Raw genomic sequence first — 21685 nt, 5'->3', positions numbered from 1 at the left:
GGGGGAAGCGGCGGTGGTGGCTAGGTTTTCGCGGTCGCTGCTGACAACAGTTTGAAGGCTTCGCTCTCGGCTCTCTCAAGAACCTCATGGAATTTTAGATCCACGACCTCTGACAGATAGACGTTCAGCTCGAGTGACTCCGACAGCTTGTCATCATGCCTTGCTGGCAAATCGATGATCACCCGAGCCCATGCGCCACGATCTTCGGGCACAGGTCTCAGCTCGCTGACAATGATTTCCAACCGACGACTCCTGTCTCTGGCTTCCGTAGTCCCCGCCGCCGCCGCAGCGGAGGCTGGCGCGCCCTGAAACCCTTGGTGGAATTGGAGCTCTGAGGTCAGGCCGTGTCAATGACGGCGCGCCGCGCCGCCGCGCGCGGCCGGCCTCTGGCCGGTCATTGACACGGCCTGACCTCAGAGCAAGCTCACCTCCAAGGCTTTGAGGCGGGGCCTCGCCGCTGGCGGCTTTCCGTTTCACACACCCCCTTCAACCGTCATTCCGAGCCTTCGGCCCGGGCACCCTCGATCCGCGGCAGGTGCGGAAGGGGTGAAGCGCGCGCGCACTTCGCTGGCGTCTCACATGTCAGCTGAAGCGGGGGTTCCCGCCGCCACAAGGGCGGGAATGACGGTGAGTTTGGGGCTGGCGGCGCAGCCACCTTCTCGTCCGCGAGAAGGGAGCCAGCCTTTCATCTCACGGCGAGACCATCGCCGGTGTGGACAGGTCACTCAAGGCCGCCGCTCCGCGTCGCCGCGGAGCGGCCGGTCGCAGACCGAGCCTTGACTGACCTGTCCACACCGGCACGCTGAAGCCTCCAAGAGATGAAGGGCTGGTTGGGCGCGATGCGCCAGCCAGCACGACCGAGTGGTTCCCCCATGCGCAAAGCCCAGCCCCGTCCCAAGGCCGTCAAGGCTTCCGCCGTCCAGGCCGGCGGCCAGTGCGTCTGCGGCGCGGTGAAGCTGGAGATCGACGTTCCCGCCCGCTGGGCGTGGCACGACCACTCTGCGGCCAGCCGACACGCCCAGGGCGCGGCCTATGCGACCTATGTCGGCAGCTATCGAAGCCGGTTTCGCATCCTGGAGGGCGCCGAGGCCCTGACCCGGTTCGAGGACGTCGAGGCTGGAACGGTCCGCAGCTTCTGCGGCCGGTGCGGCACGCCGATGCTCTATGAGCGCCAGCGGGCGCCGACCATGGTCAACATCCCTCGCGCCCTGTTCACCGAACGAACCGGTCGCGAGGCGCGGTATCACACCGCGATCGAGCAGGCGCCCGACTGGGCCTGGACGGGCGAGCCGCTGGCCCCGCTCAAGGGCTATCCCGGCGTGATGTGGGAGCGGCCCCGGCGCAAGCCTAAGCGGCGGGTCGATGACTGGTCGGACGTGGTTTAGGGGGTTCCCCAAATCCGCTCTCCCCGGCGAAGGCCGGGGTCCAGATCGAACCCCAGAGCATTGGCGGGTTTGGCTCAGGCCTAATGGCGCATCATCCCCGGGCGCTCAGGCTGAATCTGGGCCCCGGCCTTCGCCGGGGAGAGCGGGGATTTAGGGGAGCGGAGGATTTAAAGGCCGCCCTCCAGCGCCGCCAGCACATCCGGCCGCAGCCGCGCCAGCTCGACCAGGCGCTCGATCAGGGCGTCCTGGCTTTCAAGGGCCAGGCCTTCGCGCAGGCGGGCCATGCGGCTCTGGGCCTTCTGCAGGCCGGCCGTGTCCAGCGCGTTGACGGCCGCCGCGACCCCGACCTGGTGCTTGCAGGCCCCGAACTTGTCGAAGCCCGGGCAGGTGCAGGTTCCCTCGGCGGGCGGACGCAGCTCGACCACATAGAGCTCACCGCCCTGGACATGGGCAGTGACGATCTCGTCCTCGAGGGCGATCAGCGCGACTGAACCGTCCTGGGCCAGGTCCAGGCCGTTGGCGAACGAGCCCTCGCTCATCCGGTCGCGGAAGGCCTCAAGCTCGAAGCGGGGCGGGGTCATCAGGCGTCGTCCTCGATACGGTGGATGTCGTCGTCGGACAGGCCGAAATGGTGGCCGATCTCGTGAATCAGAACGTGGCTGATCAGCTCGTCCAGGGTGACGTCGCCGCGCTCGCACCATTCGTCGAGGATCGGGCGGCGATACAGGAACACCATCGACGGGTGGACGCCGGAATCCAGCACCGAGCGGCGGCCCAGGTCCACGCCCTGATAGAGGCCGGTCAGCTCGAACGGGTCTTCGATGCCAAGGTCGTCGAGCACGTCGTCGGCGGCGAAGTCCTCGATGCGGATCTCGACATCGGCCGACAGGCCGGCGAACGGCTCGGGCAGGGCCTTGAAGGCGGCCTGCGCCAGGGCGGCGAAATCATCGAGCGACGGGGCGGGGCGAGCGGTCCATTCCATAACTCTCAGATAGACCGATTGGCCGGTTTCGCCAGCGGCGTGCGACGTGCCGTCTATCGGGCCCTGCGACAGCCGTTCCGGTCGCGCTCTGGTCACGGCCCGACTAATCTGTGATTCTGATTCGCGGACCCGCCTTCGCGGGCTGCATGGGGCTTTAGCGACCGGCCTGATGACTTCTCATGACCTGATTCTCGCGGCCGCCGCCGGCGCGGTCTGCCTCGCCATTTGCGCGACGCTTTGGGCCCTGGCCCAGCGTCGGCGTTTCGAGGCCAGGCTGGCCGTGCTGCAAGGCCGGCTGTCCAGTCTGGAGAGCGGCGCCCTGGCGGCTCAAGCCTCGGCGGAAGCCTTCGACAGCGCCCTGATCTCGGTCGAGGACGGCAAGGCCGCCCTCGTGTCGGGCGCCGACAGCCTGGGCGCCTGCGCCGTGGTGCTGGGCTGCGAGGCCCGGGCGCAAGAGGTGGTGGCCGCTCTGATGCTGCTGGATCCGGATCACACCGTGCGCCTGCGCGGCCTGTTCGAGCGCGGCGAGCCCTGCGCCTTCGAGGCCCTGGGCTCCGCCGGTTCCGTCTCCGTCGAGGGCCGCGCGGCCGGGGCCCTGGCCTGGCTGCGTCTGGCGGCGGTGGTTTCCAATGAGGCCGGCCTGCCGTCGGCCGCCCGCTTTGCCGCCTTTGTCGATGGGCTGGTGGAGCCGGCCTGGATCTCCAGCGCCGACGGCGCGCCGGTCTGGGGCAACGCCGCCTATCTGCGCGCCGTGGATGCGCCCTCGGCCGCGACCGCCGCCCTGGGCGGCAAGACCTTCGACCGCGCCGCCGACACCCTGGCCGTCGAGGCCGCGACCTCGGGCGAGCGCCGCGAGGCCCTGCGCTGGGTCAATGTCGACGGCCGCCGCCGCGCCTTCCGCGTGGCCGCCAAGGCGCTGGACGGCGGCGGGGTCGGGGTGTTCTGCAGCGACGTCACCGAGATCGAGGATGTCCGCGACGCCCTGCGCAAGCATGTCGAGGCTCACGACGAGACGCTGAATCACATCGCCGACGCCGTGGCGATCTTCAGCCAGACCCGCCGCCTGGCGTTCCACAACACCGCCTTCGCCGAGCTGTGGGGCCTGGAGCCCGCCTGGCTGGCCGACCGCCCGACCCATGGCGAGATCCTCGACCGCCTGCGCCAGCGCCGCCGCCTGCCCGAGACCATCGACTACGCCAAGTGGAAAGCCGAGGAACTGGCCCACTACGAGGACCTGGGTCCCCAGGCCGACGACATGTGGGGTCTGCCTGACGGTCGGACTCTGAAGCTGGTTCGCCAGCCGCACCCGCTAGGCGGCATGCTGCTGCTCTATTCCGACATCACCGGCGAGCTGAAACTCAAGGCCCAGTACAACGCCCTGATCCAGGTGCAGCAGGCCACGCTGGACAAGCTGAACGACGCCGTCGCGGTGTTCGGCTCCGACGGCCGGTTGCGACTGCACAACGACGCCTTCGAGACCTTCTGGAATGTCACGGCCCAGGCCCTCGAGGCGGCGGTCGATTTCGAAGGCGTGGTCGACCTGTGCGTGCCGCGTCTGCACGATCTGGCCTTCTGGCGCGAGCTGAAGGGCCGGGTCGCCGATCCCGATCCGCAGATGCGCGCGCCCACCTCGGGCGAGGTGCGCACCTCGGACGGTCGCATCGTGCTGTATCAAAGCCGGCCGCTGCCCGATGGCGCGACCCTGATCGGCTTCACCGACGTCACCGACACCCGCGACCTGCAAAGCGCCCTGGCCGACCGCTCCGCCGCCCTGGCCGAGGCTGAGCGCCTGAAGCGCGACTTCGTGGGCAACGTCTCCTACGAACTGCGCACGCCCCTGACGACGATCATCGGCTATTCTGAGCTGCTGGAACGGGCCGACGGCCTCCACGAGCGCGGCCGCAACCACGTGGCCGCCGTCCGCGCCGCCGCCACCCAGCTGGCCCGCTCGATCGACGACGTGCTGGACATGGCCCAGATCGACGCCGGCGAGATGGCGCTGGAGATCCAGGACATCCGCGTCATCGACCTGCTGGTCGAGGCCCGCGAGCGCGCCACCAAGGACGCCACCCTGGGCGGCGTGACCCTGACCATCGAGTGCGACGAGGATGTCGGCCTGATCCGCGGCGACCTCAAGCGTCTGTCCCAGACCCTGGACCATCTGGTCGAGAACGCCCTGCGCCAGACCCCGCCGGACGGCATCGTCACCCTCTCGGCCCGCCGGGCTCTGGGCGAGGTGCGGCTGGACGTGCGCGATACCGGGCGCGGCGTGCCGTTCCATGTCCAGGCCCACATCTTCGACCGCTTCGTCGGCCGTGATCGCGGCGGCCCGGGCCTGGGCCTGGCTCTGGTCAAGGCCCTGGTTGAACTGCACGGCGGCTGGGTGGCGCTGGAAAGCGAGCCGGGCTCGGGCTCAACCTTCACCTGCCACCTGCCCGAGACCCAGCAGCCGGGCGCCATGCAGCCCGAACTGTCGTTCTAAAGAGATCGCGCCATGCTACTCGCCGCCCAGATCGCCGCCGGTCTCGTCCTGCTAATCCACATCTACATCGTGCTCTTGGAGACCGTGCTGTTCGACAGCCGGGGCAAGAAGGCCTTTGGCCTGACCGACGAGGCTGCCGCGGTGCTCAAGCCGGCGATGTCGAACCAGGGCTGCTATAACGGCTTTCTGGTCCTGGCCCTGGCGCTGGGGCTTTTCTATCCGGACCCCGTCACAGCCTCGGCCTTCAAGACCTTTGGCCTGGTCTGCGTGGCCATCGCCGGCGTCTGGGGCGCAGCGACGGTCAAGAAGTCGATCCTGCTGATCCAGACCGTTCCGGCGGTGGTGGCCCTGGTGCTGGGCTATCAGGCCTAGGGTTTCTGGCCCTTCGGCCTGGGCGGTAGGCCGGTGACCGGATCGCGGGGCAGGGGGCGGAAGTCCTCGGCGACGAACAGGTCCATGCGCCGAACGTGCTTGCGGTCCAGACGCACACGGACGATCTCCAGCCCCGAGGTCCGGGCGAAGTCCTGCTCGATCTCGGCGCGGTAGTCGCCCTCCAGGCTGGCGATCAGGGTGCGACGGCCGGAGGCGGCGGTCAGCGGGGCCTCGGTCTCGGCCTGGTTCTGCGGACGGGCCTCGTGCACCCACATCTTCAGCGGCGGGGCGCCGGGCGTCCCGAAATAGTCGCGGCCATAATAGGCGGTGACGTTGAACAGGAAGCGGTCGTCCATGGCGATGCTGGTCAGGCCGCCGGCGGCCTGTTCCTCGCGGGCCCGGGCGATGATCGTCTCAGTCCCCTGTTCCCAGCCGCGCACGCGCTTGAAGCTGTTGGACGCGCCGATTGTGTCGGCAATCCGCGGATTGACCATGCAGGCGATGAAGACGGCGCAGAACGTCGCCTGGATCGCGACGGCGGCGATCAGCCAGCGGCGGGCGTTCCAGCGCAGCAGCCAGGCCGCCGCCAGGATCGAGCCGGCGATATAGGCCACGCCGGCCCAGTTGGCGTTGGCGCGTGAGACGAAAGCCTGGGCCGCCACGGTCAGCAGGGGCGGGGCCGCCAGGCACAGCAGCAGGAGGTCAGCGGGCTGGAGCCGGCGCCGCGCGCCCAGCCCGATCGCGCCGCCGACCAAAACCCCGAAGGGGATGGGGCCGAAGACGCCGAACTGCGAGCCGATGAACTCCATCAGTTCGCGGATGTTGAACAACTTGGCGGCGTTCCAGTTGGCGTTGGAGGCGGTGTGCTCCAGCGTCGCGAAATGGTGCGTGAGGTTCCAGACCAGGTTGGGCGAGAAGACGATCGCCAGGGCGGCCAGGGCGGCTGCGGCCATCGGCAGGGTCCAGACCTGACGCGCTTCCCGCGAGGCGGCCAGGTGAGCGGCCAGGCCGGCCAGCACATAGACCGCCGCATATTTCGACAGGAAGGCCAGGCCCAGGGCCGCGCCCAGGGCGATGGCGATCGGCAGCCTGCGGCGGGCCTCCAGCGCCGGCAGCGACACATAGGCCCAGATCGTCAGGGACAGGAAAAACAGCAGCGGCGCGTCGGTGGTGATCACGCCCGATGACAGCTGTATGGCCGGCATCAGGGCGTAGAGCGCCGCCGCCGCCAGGCCGGTCCAGCCGCCATACAGCCTGCCGGCGATGCGGGCGATGATCAGGGCCGTGCCGCCGTGCAGGAACAGCGCCGAAATCCGCACCCAGGCTTCGGAGTCGCCGCCGATCGAGGTGGTGGCCCAGATCAGCCAGGCGATCATTGGCGGCTTGGAGAAATAGCCGAAATCCAGGGTCCGCGACCACAGCCAGTACTGGGCTTCGTCCGGGTAGAGTTCGAACGGCGTGGCGAACAGGGCGGCGAGCCGCAGAATCGTCAGCACGCCCACCATACAGAGCGTCAGTCGCCAGGCCCGCCCACTGTCCGGCTGCGTCATTTCATCAAGCGCCACGCTGAGTTCTCCGGCACAAGTAAGAAAGTCCTGACCAAATGTGTTGCAAAGGCGCCGATGGCGGAGGGTTTGTGGTCCAGCGTGGCCTTTCCGTCACCAAACCTTCGAAATCCACGGCTATGGAAGCCGCTAACATGAGGTGCGATGTTTCTCTTTTGTGTCGAGAGCGCGCCAGAACGAGGGGATTGCAATGATTTCGATGAAAAGGCTCGCCAGTGGGGCAGCCCTTACCGTGCTCGCGCTCGCCGCGTCCAGCGCAGTGTACGCTCAGGAAACCACCGCCGCCGTCCGCGGTGCGGTGACGGGTGAAGGCGGAGCGCCGGTCGCCGGCGCTGCGGTCACCATCGTTCACACCCCGTCGGGCACGCGCTCGACCACGGTTTCGGGCGCCAACGGCACCTATGACGCCCGCGGCCTCCGCGTCGGCGGCCCCTACGAAATCACCGTCCAGGCCCCGGGCCTGGAAGGCAAGAAGGTCACCGACGTTTATCTGTCGCTGGCCGACACCCAGCGCGTCGATATCGACCTGGCCGCCAACGCGGTCGAAGCCGTGGTGGTCACCGCCTCGGCTGCCGGTAACAGCGAAGCTGGTCCCAAGACCGTCCTGAACCGCGACGCGATCGAAGCCGTTGTCTCGATCAACCGCGACGTCCGCGATCTGGCGCGCCGCGACATCCTGGTCTCGCAGAACGTCCGCAACGACGGCGGCATCTCGATCGCCGGCTCGAACCCGCGCACCAACCGCATCACCATCGACGGCGTCGCCGCCCAGGACCCCTACGGCCTGGAAACCGGTGGCCTGCCCACCGCGCGTGGCCCGATCTCGCTGGACGCCGTTGAGCAGTTCAGCGTCGCGGCTGTCCCCACCGACGTCGAGAACGGCTCGTTCACGGGCGGCGCCCTGAACATCGTCCTGCGCTCGGGCGGCAATGACTTCCACGGCAGCGCCTTCGTCAACTATCTGAATGAAGGCCTGATCGGTCGCCACATCGGTAGCCAGCGCATCACGCCGCTGATCAGCCAGAAGAACTATGGCGGCTTCCTGTCGGGCCCGATCTGGAAGGACAAGCTGTTCTTCGCCGGCTCGTACGAGAAGTACCAAACCCTTGACGTCACCGGCACCGGTCCGGCCGGCGCGGGTTTCGCGACGCCTTTCGCCAACGGCCTGAGCCAGGCCACGATCGATCAGGTCGTCGGCATCTATAACAGCGCCTACGCCAGCGACTTTGCCGCCGGCTCCATCCTGCGCTCCACCCCGGTCACCGACGAGAAGTACTCGGCCAAGATCGACTGGAACATCAACGACCAGCACCGCGCCAGCCTCAGCTATCGCCGCGCCGAGTCGCTTTTCACCTCGCGGACCGACCTGGGCACCACCACCGCCGCCCTCGACTCGCACTGGTACGACGCGACCTATCTCGACGAAGGCACCACCCTCGAGATCAACTCGGACTGGACCGATCGTCTGTCGACGACCGTTCGCGCCACCTATCGCGACTGGGTCAAGGGTCAGAACCCCAAGAGCGGTCAGAACTATTCGGACGTGACCATCTGTACGGCCCCGACCGCCGACAGCGCCCCGACCAACTCGACGATCACCAGCTGCGCCAGCGGCTTCTCGTCGGTGCGCTTCGGGCCTGACGCCTTCCGCCACGCCAATCAGCTGGACATCCAGGAAGCGGTGTTCCAGGGCACGGCGACCTATTCGATGGGCGACCACGTCTTCAAGGCCGGCTACCAGGGCTCGAAGAAGGAAGTGTTCAACGTGTTCGTGCCGAACTCGCGCGGCACCTACTACTTCGACTCGATCGCCGACTTCGCGGCTGGCCGCGCCAACTCGCTGACCTACAGCAACTCGGTCACCGGCAAGGCCAACGACGCCGCCGCCGACTTCAAGTACTGGATGCACTCGCTCTACGCCCAGGACTCGCTGGACGTCACTGACGACATCAAGGTCACGGCGGGCTTCCGCTTCGACTGGATCAAGATGGACGATGTTCCGGCCACCAACCCGAACTTCGTGGCCCGCAACGGCTTCACCAACGCTAAGACCCTGGACGGCCTGAGCATCCTGATGCCGCGCGTCTCGGCGACCTGGCGCGCGACCGACACCCTGAAGCTGAACGCCGGCTTTGGCCTGTTCTCGGGCGGCCAGCCGGAAGTTCTGTTCGCCACGCCGTTCTACAACAACGGCTATCAGATCGCCGGCACCACCATCCGCCGCTGCATCACCGCCGGGTCGAACTGCACGGGCGCCAACGGCTATCTGGAATCCTCGACCTCGTCGAGCGTGACCCCGGGCTTCAACGCCGCTGTCGGCGCCGCCGCCCTGGACAACCTCAACACCTTCTCGGGCTTTGGCTATCAGATCCCGACCCTGGTGAAGTCGTTCCAGGAAGGCACCCTGGCCGGCACCCCGGGCATCAATCCGACCAACGAAGTCATCGCCCTGAACCCGGCCTTCCAACTGCCGGCCGAATGGAAGCTGTACTTCGGCGCCAACTGGGAAGTGTACGACGGCTGGAACCTCGACGTTCAGTATGTGGCCACCCAGGCTCAGGACGCCGTGACCTTCACCGACGCCCGCGCCCAGCCGCTGGTCATCAACGGCCAACGCGCCGTGACCCCGGACGGTCGTCCGCGTTATGACGGTCTGACCCTCTCGTCCACGGCTCGCGCCGCTCAGGGCGTGTCTTCGGTCAACCCCGGCGACAACCGCGACCTGATCACCAACAACATCGACAAGGGCGAAGCCTTCACCTTCGGCGTTGGCCTGTCCAAGTCCTTCGACTTCGGTCTGGACCTGGGTCTCGGCTACGCCCGTCAGAACATCGACGAGTCGAACGCCGGCCTGCGCTTCGGCACCACCGCCGGCTCGCTGTACAACAGCGTTCCGGCCGGCCTGGATCCGGCCCGCGACGCCTACGGCACCGCGCTGGAAGAGATCAAGGACCGCTACAAGCTGGAAGTCGGTTACCGGAAGAAGTTCTTCGGCGACAACGAGACGCGCATCTCCCTGTTTGCTGAGCGCACCTCGGGTCGTCCGTTCGGCTTCACCATGGGCGACGCCGCTTCGGGCCGCAGCCCGGTGTTCGGTGTGAACCGCGCCGCTCAGCTGCTGTACGTGCCGGACATCAAGGCCGACACCAACACCGCTGACCTGCAGATCGGCAACGTGTTCTTCATCGACGCCGCCAACCGCGACCGGTTCATCGGTTATGTGAACCAGTTCGGCCTCAAGCCAGGCATCCTTGAGAAGTACTCGAACACCAACAAGGATCTGAACCGCGTCGACCTGCAGCTCAGCCAGGAACTGCCGACCCTGATCGACGGCCACAAGCTGAAGGTCCAGTTCGACATCCGCAACCTGCTGAACCTGATCGATCGCGACTGGGGCAAGGTCGAGGAATACGGCGACGGCACCACCCTGGCCCGCGTGGGCTGCGTTGCCGCCAACGGAGCCGCTCTGGCTGCCACGGCGAACGCCACCTGCCCTGCCTATGTGTATTCGCTGGTTCCGACCTCGATCACCAAGACCCGCGGCGACGTCAAAAACTCGCTGTGGACCATGCAGATTTCGCTGCGTTACGAGTTCTAACGAACCCGTCACCTCGACGAACAGGAAGGGCGGCCCCGCAACGGGCCGCCCTTTTTGTTTTGTCGCGCGGATTTGCTAGAACGCCTGCTTGACCCCCGGTCCGCCAAGGGCCATTTGCGCCTCCCGTTTTGATCCAGGCTTCGACACATGACCCCGACCGTTCCTGCCGAGTGGGCCCCGCACCGCGCGATGTGGGTGGGCTTTCCCAGCCATGTTGAGCTCTGGCGCGAAGACCTGCCGGTCGCCCAGAAGGAAGTGGCCGATCTGGCCCGCGCCCTGGCCGGCCCCGGCGCCGAGCGCGTGCGGCTGATGGTGGTGGGCGACGAGGCCGAGGCCGCCGCCCGGGCCCTGCTGGCCGACACTACGGTCGAGATCGTGCGCGGCACGTTCGGCGACATCTGGCTGCGCGACACCGGCCCGATCTATGTCGAGACCCCGGAAGGTCCAGTCGCGGCCGGCTTCGAGTTCAACGGCTGGGGCGGCAAGTTCGAGATGGAGGGCGACGACATCGTCGCCGAGCAGATCGCCGCCGCCTCGGGCACGCCCCTGACCCGCAACGGCTTCGTGCTGGAGGGCGGCTCGCTGGACCATGACGGCCTGGGCACCGTGCTCTCGACCCGCCAGTGCCTGCTCAACGAGAACCGCAACGGCGACTTCGACGAGGCCAAGGCCTTTGCGGCGCTGTCCAAGGCGTTGGGCGTCAAGAAGGTGCTGTGGCTGGGCGATGGCCTGCTGAACGACCACACCGACGGCCATATCGACAACCTGGCCCGCTTCGTCGCGCCGGGCGTTGTAGCCTGTCCGATGGCCTTCGGCGCCGATGATCCCAATGCCGAGGTCTATGCCGACACCGCCCGCACCCTGGCCGGCATGACCGACAGCCGCGGCTCGCCCCTGCAGGTGGTGCGCATCCCGTCGCCGGGCCGCATTCTGGATGACGAGGGCGAGCCTATCCCGGCCTCGCACATGAACTTCCTGATCGCCAACGAGGCGGTGATCGTGCCGATCTACGCCGAGGAGTCCGGCGCCTTCGCCGTTGAGGTGATCCAGGGCCTGTTCCCCGAGCGCGAGGTCATCGGCCTGCCCTCGACCGCCATCCTGACCGGCGGCGGCTCGTTCCACTGCATCAGCCAGCAGGAGCCGGCATGACCCGGACCCTGAACGTCGCCGCGATCCAGACCTCGTACGGGATGGATCTGCAGGCCAATATCAAGAAGACCGAGGCCTTCATCCGCCAGGCCGCCGCCGGCGGCGCGCAGGTAATCCTGCCGTCCGAACTGTTCCAGGGGCCGTATTTCTGCGTGACCCAGGAAGAAAAGTGGTTCGCCGAAGCCCACCCCTGGCGCGAGCATCCGGTGGTCAAGGCCATCGCCCCCCTGGCCGGCGAGCTGGGCGTGGTGATCCCGATCTCGATCTTCGAGCGCGAAGGTCCGCACTATTTCAACAGCGTGGTCATGGCCGACGCCGACGGCTCGATGCTGGGTCTCTATCGCAAGAGCCACATTCCCGACGGCCCCGGCTATCAGGAGAAGTACTATTTCCGGCCCGGCGACACCGGCTTCAAGGTCTGGGACACGCGCTTTGGCCGGCTGGGCGTCGGCATCTGCTGGGACCAGTGGTACCCCGAGGCCGCCCGGGCCATGGCCCTGATGGGCGCCGAGGCGCTGTTCTATCCCACCGCCATCGGCAGCGAGCCGCATGACCCGACGCTGAACACCACCCTGCCGTGGCAGCGGGCCATGCAAGGCCATGCGGTCAGCAATGTGATCCCGGTGATCGGCGCCAACCGCATCGGCTTCGAGCCCTGGGAGAACTATCCCAATGGCGGTCAGCAGTTCTATGGATCCAGCTTCATCGCCGACCATCGCGGTGATCTGGTCAGCGAGCTGGGCCGCGACGACGAGGGTCTGGTGGCGGCGTCGTTCGATCTCGACTACCTGCAGACCCACCGCGCGGCCTGGGGCTTCTTCCGCGACCGGCGGTCGGATCTTTATGGCGCGTTGGCCAGCCCGCGTCCGGCCTAGGTCCAGCCTGCACCGTTTTCGGGCGCCGGGCGCAAGGCGGCAGATTGCGCGCGAAGCCGCTTGACGAGTAGATATGTTATTTCATAACACTCCAATCGAGGCCGTTACCCCGGCCAAGGTTCAGGATTGTTCGATGCTCCGTCGTGCTTGTTTCTCCGCCGTCAGCCTGCTGGTCTTGACTGCCGCCGCCACCGCCCAGGCCGAAGTCGTCCCCGCCGGGACCGCGCCGGCGTCCGGTCAGGAGGTCGAGGTCTCCAAGGTGGTGGTCACCGCCGCGCCCTATGCGGTGTCGGCCGACAACCTGACCGCCAGCGTCGCCATCGTCGACCGCACCGATCTGGATCTCGCGCCCCCCACCGGCCTGGGCGACCTGCTCAGCGGCATGCCCGGCGTGCGCTCGACCGCCTTCGGCGCCGGCGCCAGCCGTCCGGTGGTGCGCGGCCTGGCCGGTCCCCGCGTCCAGGTGCTGACCAATGGCGTGGGCCAGATCGACGCCAGCGCCCTGTCGCCCGACCACCAGGTGGCCACCGATCCGGGCGAGGCCGAGCGCATCGAGGTGCTGCGCGGCCCGGCGGCCCTGGCCTATGGCGGCTCGGCCATCGGCGGGGTGATCAACATCATCGACGACCGCATCGCCAGCCGCGCCCCGGACGGCGGCTATAGTGGCCGACTGCTGGCCTCGGGCGCGACGGGCGATGACAGCTATGCCGTTTCCGGCGCCATCCACGCGGCGGTCGGCCCGCTGGTCCTGACCCTGGACGGCCTGAAGCGCGTTGCGGACGACTATGAAATTCCCGTCTTCGCCGAATCCCGCCGCCTGCTGGCCTCCGAAGGCGAAATCGCCGAGGGCGGCGGCGGAAAGCTGGCCAATACGGCGGTTGACCTGAAGGCTATCGGCGGCGGCGTCTCCTATGTCGGCGCCGATGGCTTCATCGGCGTCTCGGTCAAGAAGACCGACACGACCTACGGGGTCCCCGGCCACGCCCACGAGGAGCCGGGCGTTGAGGCGGAAGGGCCGGTCACCATCGGCCTGACCCAGACCCGCATCGACCTGCGCGGCGAGTACAACCGACCCTTCGGCCCCTTCGCCAAGCTGCGCGCCTCGGCCGGCCACGCCGACTATGAGCACACCGAGTTCGAGGGCGATGCGGTCGGCACCAAGTTCATGTCCGACGGCTATGAGGGCCGCCTGGAACTGGTCCAGACCGAGCGAAACGGCTGGAAGGGCGCGGTGGGCGTCCAGGCCCTGCGCCGCAACTTCGACGCCCAGGGCGCCGAGGCCTATGTGCCCAAGACCAAGATCACCGAATACGGCGCCTTCACTCAGCAGCGGGTCGAGAAGGCCGGCTGGGGCTATGAGGGTGGTCTGCGCATCGACTATCGCGATCTCGACAGCCTGAAGGGCCAGGCCGACTTCACCAACATTTCCGGCTCGCTGGGGGTCTTCACCCGGCCGTCGGACGCGGTGTTCTTCGGCGTGGCCCTGTCGCGCAACAGCCGCGCCCCGACCGAGGCCGAACTCTATGCCGAGGGCCCGCACGTGGCCACGCGCGGCTTCGAGATCGGCGACGCCAACCTGGGCGAGGAAACCGCCTGGTCGGTCGAGGCCACCGCCCACTATACCGGCCAACGCCTGAGCGCCGACCTGCACCTGTTCACCGCCCGCTATGACGGCTTCATCGACCTGCGCCCGACCGGCGCCGAGGAAGATGGTCTGGCGGTCTATCAGTATATCCAGACCAAGGCCGACTTCCGCGGTTTCGAGGTCGAGACCAGCTACAAGGCCTGGCGCAGGGACGATCAGAGCCTGACCCTGGAGGCCTCCGGTGACTTCGTGCGCGGCGCGACGGATCTGGGCCCGCCGGCCCGCATCCCGTCCTATTCGGTGACGGGCCGGGCGATCTACGACGCTCGCTTCTGGACCGCCCGCGTGGAGGCCCGCCGTGTCGGCGAGCAGGACCGCGTCGCCCAGGGCGAACTGCCGACCGACGCCTATACGGTGCTGAACGCTTCCCTCGCCTGGAAGCCGAAGGGCGACGGCCAGCTGCGGGTGTTCCTGGACGGCCGCAACCTGACCGACGAGGAGATCCGCGAGCACGCCTCGTTCCTCAAGGACATCGCGCCGTCGGCCGGCCGTTCGGTGCGCGCGGGCGTCGCCTGGCGCTTCTAGGGACCCTTGTCGGGCGGACGGCGTTCGCTCGACAGTGGAAAGGGCGGCCGCGATATCCCCGGTCGGGACGGGTCGATTGCCGGGCTCTCCGGGATCGGCTAGAAGCGCCAAGCCCTTTACGGCCGCTCGCGCGTCCGCCCTTTCAGCTTTTTTGTAGAGCTATCCATGGAATCGACTCAGTCCGCCGGCGGCATCTCCGGCAACGTTCTGTTCTACGTCTCGCCTGAGCCGCTGAACCGCGAGCAACATGCCAAACTGGCCCTCGTTCACAACGAGAAGCCGTACAGCTTCGCCGCCACCGGCACCGCCGTGCCGCTGACGGTCACCGAGTTTGCTCCGGCTGCCCTGTCGTTCCCGGTGATCTTCGCCGGCGACGACCGCGTTCCCCTGGCCGTCATGGGCCTGAACAACGGCGAGAACCTGTTCGTCAACGCCGACGGCTCGATCGACGCGGGCGTCTATATCCCCGCCTATATCCGCCGCTATCCGTTCGTGCTGGCCAATGACGAAGGCCAAGACCGCCTGATCGTCTGCATCGACAAGGGCTCGAGCCTGCTGTCGGAAACCGGCGAAACCAAGCTGTTCGACGACAAGGGCGAGCCCACCGAATACACGCAGAACTGCATCAAGTTCTGCGACGACTTCGAAGCCGAACGCCGCCGTACCGACTCGTTCGTGCAGCTGCTGAAGGACAACGACCTATTCGAGCTGAAGACCGCCGTCTTCACCCCGACCGACGAAGCCGGCCAGCCCGGCCAGCCGCAGACCGTCGCCGAATATTACGGCGTGTCGGAAGAGAAGCTGAACGCCCTGCCGGTCGAGAAGCTGCGCGAACTGCAAACCAACGGCGCCCTGGCCCAGATCTATGCGCACCTGGTGTCGCTGGTCGGCTGGGACCGCCTGATCGCCGTCGCCATGGTCCGCCAGGCGGCCGCGGCGGGCGTGGTTGTGAACTAAGACAGGCTTCCTTCGGGAGGTTCGGAATGAGGGCGGCGAGGCTTCGGCTTCGCCGCCTTTTTTCTGGGCTGAAGCTGAGTTCGGTTTGCGAGGCTGAGCGGGCGTTGGGGGCTGGCCCTACTGTTTGGACAGATCTGCCGCGCCCACGTCCCTGAAGCGGACATGCGCGTATTACTCTGCGTAACTGATCTGCTGGTGTACGCCGGGCCGGCCCAGCTTGAAGGGGGTCAGCCGTCAAGCTGGGTACGCCGGAGCGCCCATGCCGCTGCGGCCAGGCTGAGCAAGGCGCCGAGGCCCAGGGCGGCGAAGGGTTGTCGCGGCAGTTCCGTTGGTTCGGAGTCCGCTGCGAACTTCGGAAGGCGATCGAAGTCCCGTTTCGTGAACGGCCTCTCGCTGAAAATGTACGGATAGTAGAATGCCTGCAGGCGGCGGTGGAACGCGCTGACCCGGTCTTGATAGGCGAGGTGCGCCTCCAGGTCGGTGGCGGCGAGCCGGTGCGCAGCCGATTGCAGCGCGGCGGCCGGCAGCAGCCAGCCGAGGCGATCAGTCCATAGGGCGCGCGCCTTGAGGCTGGCGCGATAGGCGTCGAAGGCCTCCGCGACGCTGTCGTCGCCCATTTCGTGCATGGCGTAGTACCACTTCCAGTGAAAGCGGCCGACCACAGGCGGCGTGTCGCGCCATTCCGGATGCTTGGCCTTGAAGGGGGTCATCACCGCGTCCTTTGGAATATCCCAGGCGCTGTGCACGGCCTCGCGCTGGGCCAGGGACAGGTCCATGCCCTGGCCGACAGGGTGATTGCGCGCGATGACGACCGCGCCGAGCGCCGGCCCCAGCAGCGTCATCACCAGCCACAGCCCGATCAGGCTGGCCGCATTGGTCGCCGATCGCCGGCCGATCGCGGCCACCAGCAGGGACAGGCCGAGCCAGAAGGTGACGTAGAGCGCCGCCGCCAGGGTGAGCATTGCGACGCCGACCGGAGAGGCTCCGGCCACAGCCGCACCGGCCCAGAGCGGCAGAAGCAGCGCCGCCAGGACGAGACCGCAGCGCAGGCTCGCACGCCGGCCCCACACCCCGCTCACGCCGCCCGGCGTGGCGGCCAGCAGCCGCAGTCGGCCGGCTTCGCGTTCGCTTGACACCAGATCGTGCAGCAGAGCGATCAAGACCAGCGGCGACAGATAGATCAGCACAAACGACCAGTCGAAAGGCCCCGGCAGCACGAGTTCGGGATTGTAGGCCTCGGTCTCATGCAACTGCGCCTGAAGGCCCAGGAGTCGTACGCGCAGCACGAACGGCTGCAGGTCGCGCTGGCCGAGGGCGGCAAAGGCCAGCGGCTGGGGCGGATCGGCGGTCAGATGGAAGGTGTAGTAGGCCGCATTGCCCGCGTCGCCGTCAGGCTTGCCGTAAGTCTTGGTCACGCCGACGAGGTCGGCCTGATGGGCGGTGGCGACGCGGGCAATGGTCGCGACCTGGCGATGCTGGGCGGCGAGGCCCGCAGCGACCGCAAGCGTCGCCGCGGCCAGCAGCACCAGAAGGGCGGCGCAGGAGACCTTGGCCCGCAGCAGCAGGATCAGTTCGGCGCGAAGGCGTTTCATTGGAAGGACTCCAGCGGGCGACGCGCGATCTGGCGCAGCGCCAAGCCCAGGGCCGCCAGCCAGGCCAGCAGGATGGCGAGGGCCGCGCCGATCGCGCCCCCAGAGCGGGCCACTGGATCGGGCGCGCGATAGACGAAGGTCGGCATGCCCGCCCAGGTGTCGGCGGACACGCGGGGATCAGGGCCGGCGTTCTGGTTGGGGATCGTCTCGATCTGGACGCGGTTCAGCGCCTGGACGAAGGCGTAGCGATGCGCTTCGACCTGATCGAGAAAATCCTTGTGGCTCTCGACATCGGTCGCGGCGAGCGCCGAGGAGCCCTGGCGGACAGCCAGCATCGGGCTGACCACGCTGAAGGCGCGGACCAGTCGATTCTGGTCCGACTCTCGGGCGAAGGCTGCGTCGGCGTAGCGGTCAAACAGCTCGCTGGTCAGGCGCTCGCCTTCGTAGGAGACTAGACCCGCCCACTGCACCGGCAGGTCTTCGACGCGCGAGACCTTGTACTGTCGCAAGATCCTGGCCTTGTAGGCGGCGAAGTAGGGATCATCCGGATTGTGGCTGTCGCCGATCGCCTTGAGGTCGCGATGGATCGCCACATCGGTTTCGATCCGGGTCGGCTGCGGATGCAGCAAAGCGGCCAGCTCCGGCAGGCCGCGCGGCAGAACGATGGTCAAGGCCATCCAGATCGAAACCAGCGCGGCCAGGGCGTCACGTCCGCGACGGAACAGGCTGGAGACCAGGACCGCCAGGGTCGCCCAGAAGGCCAGGTACAGCGCATAGACCAGCAGCAAGGCGCCGGCGGGGGCGGCCGGAGCCTGGCCGGCCGCGACCAGTCCCGCCAGAGCCAGGGCGGCGGGGGCCAGCAGCATCAGGCTTAGTCCGAGGTGGGTCGCCAGCTTGCCGAGAATGATCTCGGCGGGGCGCACACCCTGAGCCAGCAGCACGCGCAAGAGGCCGCTCTCGCGTTCCCGCGCGATGGCGCCGTGGGCCAGGAAGACCATCAGCAGCGGCGCCAGGACCTGAAGAACAAAGGCGGGGCTGAGGTCACCGAACCGCATCAGCAGCGAGGATTGGCGGGCCTCGCTGAAGTTGGCGCTGTTCTGGCGGTGCCCCTCCAGGAACACCATGGATCCGGTATAAGCGTCGACGCCAGGATCGAAGAAAGCCAGCGCGGAGAGTGGACGGAAGACGTACTGGCCATAGTGGACCATCCGGTGCGGATGGCGATCCGGCTGGGCCCTGAACGCCGCGTCGCTGGCGGCCTGATGGTGGGTGCGCAGGCCCTCGATGTGGGCCCGCCGGTCGAGACCCAGGCCGACCGAGGCGACGATCAGCAGGGCCAGGATCGCGCAGGCGATCGCGGCGACGTGGTTGCGGGCGAGTGCGCGAAGCTCTTCGCGTGCAATTCGGGCGATGACGGCGCGGCGCATGGTCAGGCAGCCGCGTCCGTCTGGCCGATGCGCACATAGCGCGCGTGCAGAGCCCGGACATCGAACCGCGCCTCACCCTCGGCGGTGAGCTCGGCCTCCAGCCGGCCATCGGCGAGGAAGCCGATGCGATCGGCGATCTCGGCTGCTCCCAACAGATCGTGGGTGACCATCAGTATCCCCATGCCGCGCGCGCGGGCCGCATCGAGCAGGCGGTTGAAGTCCGCCGCCGCCCGGGGGTCCAGACCGGACGTCGGTTCATCCAGCAGCAGAACGGGCGCGTGGCGGGCGATGGCCAGGCCGATGGCGGTCTTCTGGCGCATCCCCTTGGAGAAGCCGCCCACCCGCCGACCGCGTGCGTCGGGCGCGAGCCCGGCCGCTTCGAGAGCGGCTTCGATGCTCGACGCCGAGTCGTCGGCGCCGGCGAGCGCCAGGAAGTAGGCCAGGTTCTCGCGGGCCGTCAGATGTTCGTACAGCGCGACATTCTCCGGCACATAGGCAATCCGGGCGCGGGCGGCGTCGGGCGACTCGGTCACGTCCCGATCCATCACCCGGACCGTTCCGCCGGTCGGGCGGAGCAGCCCAAGAAACGCAGACAAGGTCGTCGACTTGCCGGCCCCATTGCCACCCAGCAGCGCATAGATCTCGCCCGCGGCGACCTTGAAGTTCAGGCCCCGCAGAACGGGCTTATCCCCGTACTGATGCCGAAGGTCGCAGGCCTCCAGAACCACGTCGCGCTGATTGCTCAAGGATTGCTCCATCCCTTGTTGTGCATCGCCAGCCTCTTGCCAGTCCCGCCGGTTAGTGCATATGACGTTATAACGTAACACCTACATTGCGTGTCAATCGCGATTGAGCGAGGACGCGCCAGTGCGCTTGGCGCGACGGGGATAAGATGAAACTTGAACGTTTGAAGCTGGTTTTCGCAGCAGGTTGCTCGCTGTTGGCTCTGGGCGGAGGCGCGCACGCCGCAGAGACCGCCGAGCCCCCCGAAAGCGCCACGGTCGTCGAGGACGTCAAGGTCACGGCCCGGCGCGCCAGCGCCAGCATCAACGGCCTGGACGTCGATCCCAAGACCCTGCCGCAAAACGTGCGTGTGCTGGACAGGGCCCTGATCGAGACGATCGGCGCGGCCAATCTTTCGGACCTTTTCGATCTGGCCGGAGGCATGGCCCGCCAGAACAGCTTCGGCGGCGCCTGGGACGCCTACGCCATTCGCGGGTTCTCCGGAGACATCAACCAGGGCCCGGACCTGCTGGTAAACCGCTTCGTATCCAACCGCGGGTTCAATCCGCGCCGGGACGTGGCCACGGTCGAGGCCTTCCAGGTGCTCAAGGGCCCGGCCTCGGCCCTGTCGGGCAAGGGCGAGCCGGGCGGATCGATCAACATCGTGACCAAGGCGCCCGGCCAGGATCCGGCCGCCAGCGTCGAGGCGTCCTACGGCAGCTTCAACACCTGGCGCGGCGTGGCTGACCTCAACGGTCCGCTGACCTCAACGACGGCCGCGCGCCTGGTCGCGGCCTATCAGGAAACGGACGGCTTCCGCGATCATGTCGGATCTGACCGCCTTGTTCTGGCCCCATCGTTCAGCTGGGCGCCAACCGACCGGCTGCGGGTTCTGTACCAGCTGGAGGCCAACAAGGTTCACTTCGTCCACGATCGCGGCCTCGTCGCCATCGGCGGTAACGGCAAGGCGCTGCCGCGGACGCGGTTCCTGGGCGAGCCCCATGACGGCAAGATCCGTCAGGAAACCCTGCAGCACCAGGCCTCGTTCTTCCTCGACCTGGCCGAGGGCATTTCGCTTGAAGGCGGGGTTCAGTACCGCGACGGTCTGTTCAAGGGCCAGTCGACCCACAACAGCGCCCTGGTCGGCACGCTCCTGCGCCGCCAATTGCGTATCCATTCGTATAGCTGGGAAGACGCTTCAGGCCGCCTGGAACTGGCCGTGAAGCGCACCCTCGCCGGCGTCGATCATCAACTGCGCATCGGCTTCGACGCCTTCGACTACAACCAGACCCGGGTCTTCTATCGCTTCAGCCCCAGCGCTGCGGTCCCCTACGCCATCGACGTCTACAATCCGGTCTACGGCCAGGCCAAGCCGACGGCGACGCTGAACCAGAACATCCTTGAGGAACTGAACGGCAAGAGCCTTTACGTCCAGGATCTGGCGACCATCGGCCGCCTGACCGTCATGCTAGGCGTCCGCCACGACTGGATTGAACAGAACAACACCAACTTCCGAACCAGCCGCCTGGATCAGCAGAAGCCCTCACGCACCTCGCCCCGCGCGGCGGTGACCTGGACCGCCAGCGACGCCGTGTCGCTCTACGCCAGCTGGGGGCAGTCCTTCCGCTACAATCAGGGCGTCGATGCCGCCAGCCGCGCCTTCGCGCCTGAACTGGGCGAGGCCTACGAGGCCGGGCTGAAGGTTCGCCTTCTGGACGACGCCCTGACCGGGACCGCTTCAGTGTTCCGCATCGACAAGGAAAACACGCTGGTCAACGATCCGGCCAACAGCGGCTTCTCGATCGCCGTTGGCGAGGCGCGCAGTGAGGGGGCCGAGGCCAACGCAACCTGGGCGTTGAGCGACAAGCTCTCGATCACCGCCGTGTACGCCTATACCGACGCCAAGGTGACCCGCGACACGCGCCCGGGTCTGACCGGGTCGTCTCTGAGCAATGTGCCAAAGCATTCGGGTGCGATCTATGCGTCGTGGGCTTCGAACGCGACCCAGCCCGGTTCGATCAGCATCGGGGGCGGCCTGACCTTCGTGGGCGAACGCGCTGGCGACGATGCCAACAGCGGCTTCAAGCTGCCGGACTATACGACGGCCCGGGTCAATCTGGGCGTCCAGGTCACGCCGTCAATTCGGGCCGCCCTGGATATCGAGAACCTGTTCGACACCTCCTATCTGGAAAGCTCGTACAGCAACCTCTGGATCGCGCCCGGTGCGCCCCGGACGGTCACGGCCAGAGTGAAGATGGCTTTCTAGCGCATCGTCCGCCGGGGTGAACTCGCTGAGAAGGCCGGTTCACCCCACCTTCCGGACTGGATCGTGGTGGAAGGGAGGGAGAGGAACAGCCAACGCGCAGGCGGCGAACAGGGCCCGATTTGACCTCTTCCTTACACCCAAG

At 67.5% G+C, this 21685-nt stretch carries 16 protein-coding genes; 9 read left to right on the top strand and 7 right to left on the bottom strand.

Translation table 11 applies throughout. The annotated features are described in order from the left end of the window. Positions 1-20 precede the first annotated feature (20 nt). Complete coding sequence (locus tag ACW17Z_RS10025) at positions 21-242, bottom strand: hypothetical protein (RefSeq protein WP_492055885.1); 222 nt, start codon at positions 240-242, stop codon at positions 21-23. Positions 243-872: 630 nt separating this feature from the next. On the opposite strand from ACW17Z_RS10025, the gene ACW17Z_RS10020 reads away from it, so the two are divergent. Next, positions 873-1385: a GFA family protein gene (locus tag ACW17Z_RS10020; protein WP_492055884.1), complete on the top strand. Its 513-nt coding sequence runs from the start codon at positions 873-875 to the stop codon at positions 1383-1385. A gap of 167 nt (positions 1386-1552) precedes the next feature. Here the strand turns inward: ACW17Z_RS10020 and ACW17Z_RS10015 are convergent, their stop codons facing one another. Further along, positions 1553-1966, bottom strand: a complete 414-nt coding sequence (locus ACW17Z_RS10015; protein WP_492055883.1) for an SWIM zinc finger family protein — start codon at positions 1964-1966, stop codon at positions 1553-1555. Then, positions 1966-2367 carry a metallopeptidase family protein gene (locus ACW17Z_RS10010; RefSeq protein ID WP_492058511.1) on the bottom strand — a complete coding sequence of 134 codons (402 nt, stop codon included), beginning with the start codon at positions 2365-2367 and terminating at the stop codon, positions 1966-1968. The genes ACW17Z_RS10015 and ACW17Z_RS10010 overlap by 1 nt, the downstream gene beginning before the upstream one ends. A 169-nt stretch (positions 2368-2536) precedes the next feature. On the opposite strand from ACW17Z_RS10010, the gene divL reads away from it, so the two are divergent. Together divL and ACW17Z_RS10000 are read left to right on the top strand one after the other, a co-directional pair. Continuing rightward, positions 2537-4849, top strand: a complete 2313-nt coding sequence (divL, locus tag ACW17Z_RS10005) for a cell cycle protein kinase DivL (protein WP_492055882.1) — start codon at positions 2537-2539, stop codon at positions 4847-4849. Between the two features lie 12 nt (positions 4850-4861). Next, the gene (locus ACW17Z_RS10000; RefSeq protein WP_419319529.1) at positions 4862-5221 is read left to right on the top strand and encodes a DUF1304 domain-containing protein; all 360 of its coding nucleotides are present in this window, start codon (positions 4862-4864) and stop codon (positions 5219-5221) included. Here ACW17Z_RS10000 and ACW17Z_RS09995 read toward each other — a convergent pair. Then, a complete protein-coding gene (locus ACW17Z_RS09995) occupies positions 5218-6771 on the bottom strand; it encodes an ArnT family glycosyltransferase (RefSeq protein WP_492058510.1) in 1554 nt (517 codons plus the stop codon). The two genes, ACW17Z_RS10000 and ACW17Z_RS09995, sit on opposite strands and share 4 nt — an antisense overlap. 205 nt (positions 6772-6976) lie before the next feature. On the opposite strand from ACW17Z_RS09995, the gene ACW17Z_RS09990 reads away from it, so the two are divergent. From ACW17Z_RS09990 to ACW17Z_RS09970, 5 genes are all read left to right on the top strand, one after another. Beyond that, positions 6977-10384 (top strand): TonB-dependent receptor, encoded by a 3408-nt coding sequence (locus tag ACW17Z_RS09990; protein WP_492055881.1) that lies wholly within the window; start codon positions 6977-6979, stop codon positions 10382-10384. A gap of 147 nt (positions 10385-10531) precedes the next feature. Next, positions 10532-11533, top strand: a complete 1002-nt coding sequence (locus ACW17Z_RS09985; RefSeq protein WP_492055880.1) for an agmatine deiminase family protein — start codon at positions 10532-10534, stop codon at positions 11531-11533. Next, positions 11530-12408, top strand: coding sequence for an N-carbamoylputrescine amidase (gene aguB / locus ACW17Z_RS09980; protein WP_492055879.1), 879 nt, complete (start codon positions 11530-11532; stop codon positions 12406-12408). The genes ACW17Z_RS09985 and aguB overlap by 4 nt, the downstream gene beginning before the upstream one ends. Positions 12409-12541: 133 nt before the next feature. After that, entirely contained in the window at positions 12542-14578 is a 2037-nt protein-coding gene (locus ACW17Z_RS09975) for a TonB-dependent receptor (protein ID WP_492055878.1), read from the top strand. A 165-nt stretch (positions 14579-14743) separates the two neighbouring features. Next, complete coding sequence (locus ACW17Z_RS09970; RefSeq protein WP_419319535.1) at positions 14744-15535, top strand: SapC family protein; 792 nt, start codon at positions 14744-14746, stop codon at positions 15533-15535. 227 nt (positions 15536-15762) lie between these two features. On the opposite strand, the gene ACW17Z_RS09965 is transcribed toward ACW17Z_RS09970, so the two are convergent. Genes ACW17Z_RS09965 through ACW17Z_RS09955 form a run of 3 tightly spaced genes read right to left on the bottom strand, consistent with a single transcriptional unit; the run spans position 15763 to position 19300 of the window. Further along, the gene (locus ACW17Z_RS09965) at positions 15763-17127 is read right to left on the bottom strand and encodes a DUF3526 domain-containing protein (RefSeq protein WP_492055877.1); all 1365 of its coding nucleotides are present in this window, start codon (positions 17125-17127) and stop codon (positions 15763-15765) included. Further along, positions 17124-18554: an ABC transporter permease gene (locus ACW17Z_RS09960; protein ID WP_492055876.1), complete on the bottom strand. Its 1431-nt coding sequence runs from the start codon at positions 18552-18554 to the stop codon at positions 17124-17126. Before ACW17Z_RS09960 ends, ACW17Z_RS09965 begins: the two co-directional genes overlap by 4 nt. Positions 18555-18556: 2 nt before the next feature. After that, a complete protein-coding gene (locus ACW17Z_RS09955; protein ID WP_492055875.1) occupies positions 18557-19300 on the bottom strand; it encodes an ABC transporter ATP-binding protein in 744 nt (247 codons plus the stop codon). A gap of 146 nt (positions 19301-19446) precedes the next feature. Between ACW17Z_RS09955 and ACW17Z_RS09950 the strand changes: the two genes are divergently transcribed. Then, positions 19447-21543 carry a TonB-dependent siderophore receptor gene (locus ACW17Z_RS09950; RefSeq protein WP_492055874.1) on the top strand — a complete coding sequence of 699 codons (2097 nt, stop codon included), beginning with the start codon at positions 19447-19449 and terminating at the stop codon, positions 21541-21543. Positions 21544-21685 lie beyond the last annotated feature (142 nt).

The sequence above is a fragment of the Caulobacter sp. GSs2 genome (genome assembly GCF_058680895.1).
The sequence above is the reverse complement of the archived record's forward strand: the minus strand, read 5'-3'. Positions and strand labels throughout refer to the sequence as shown.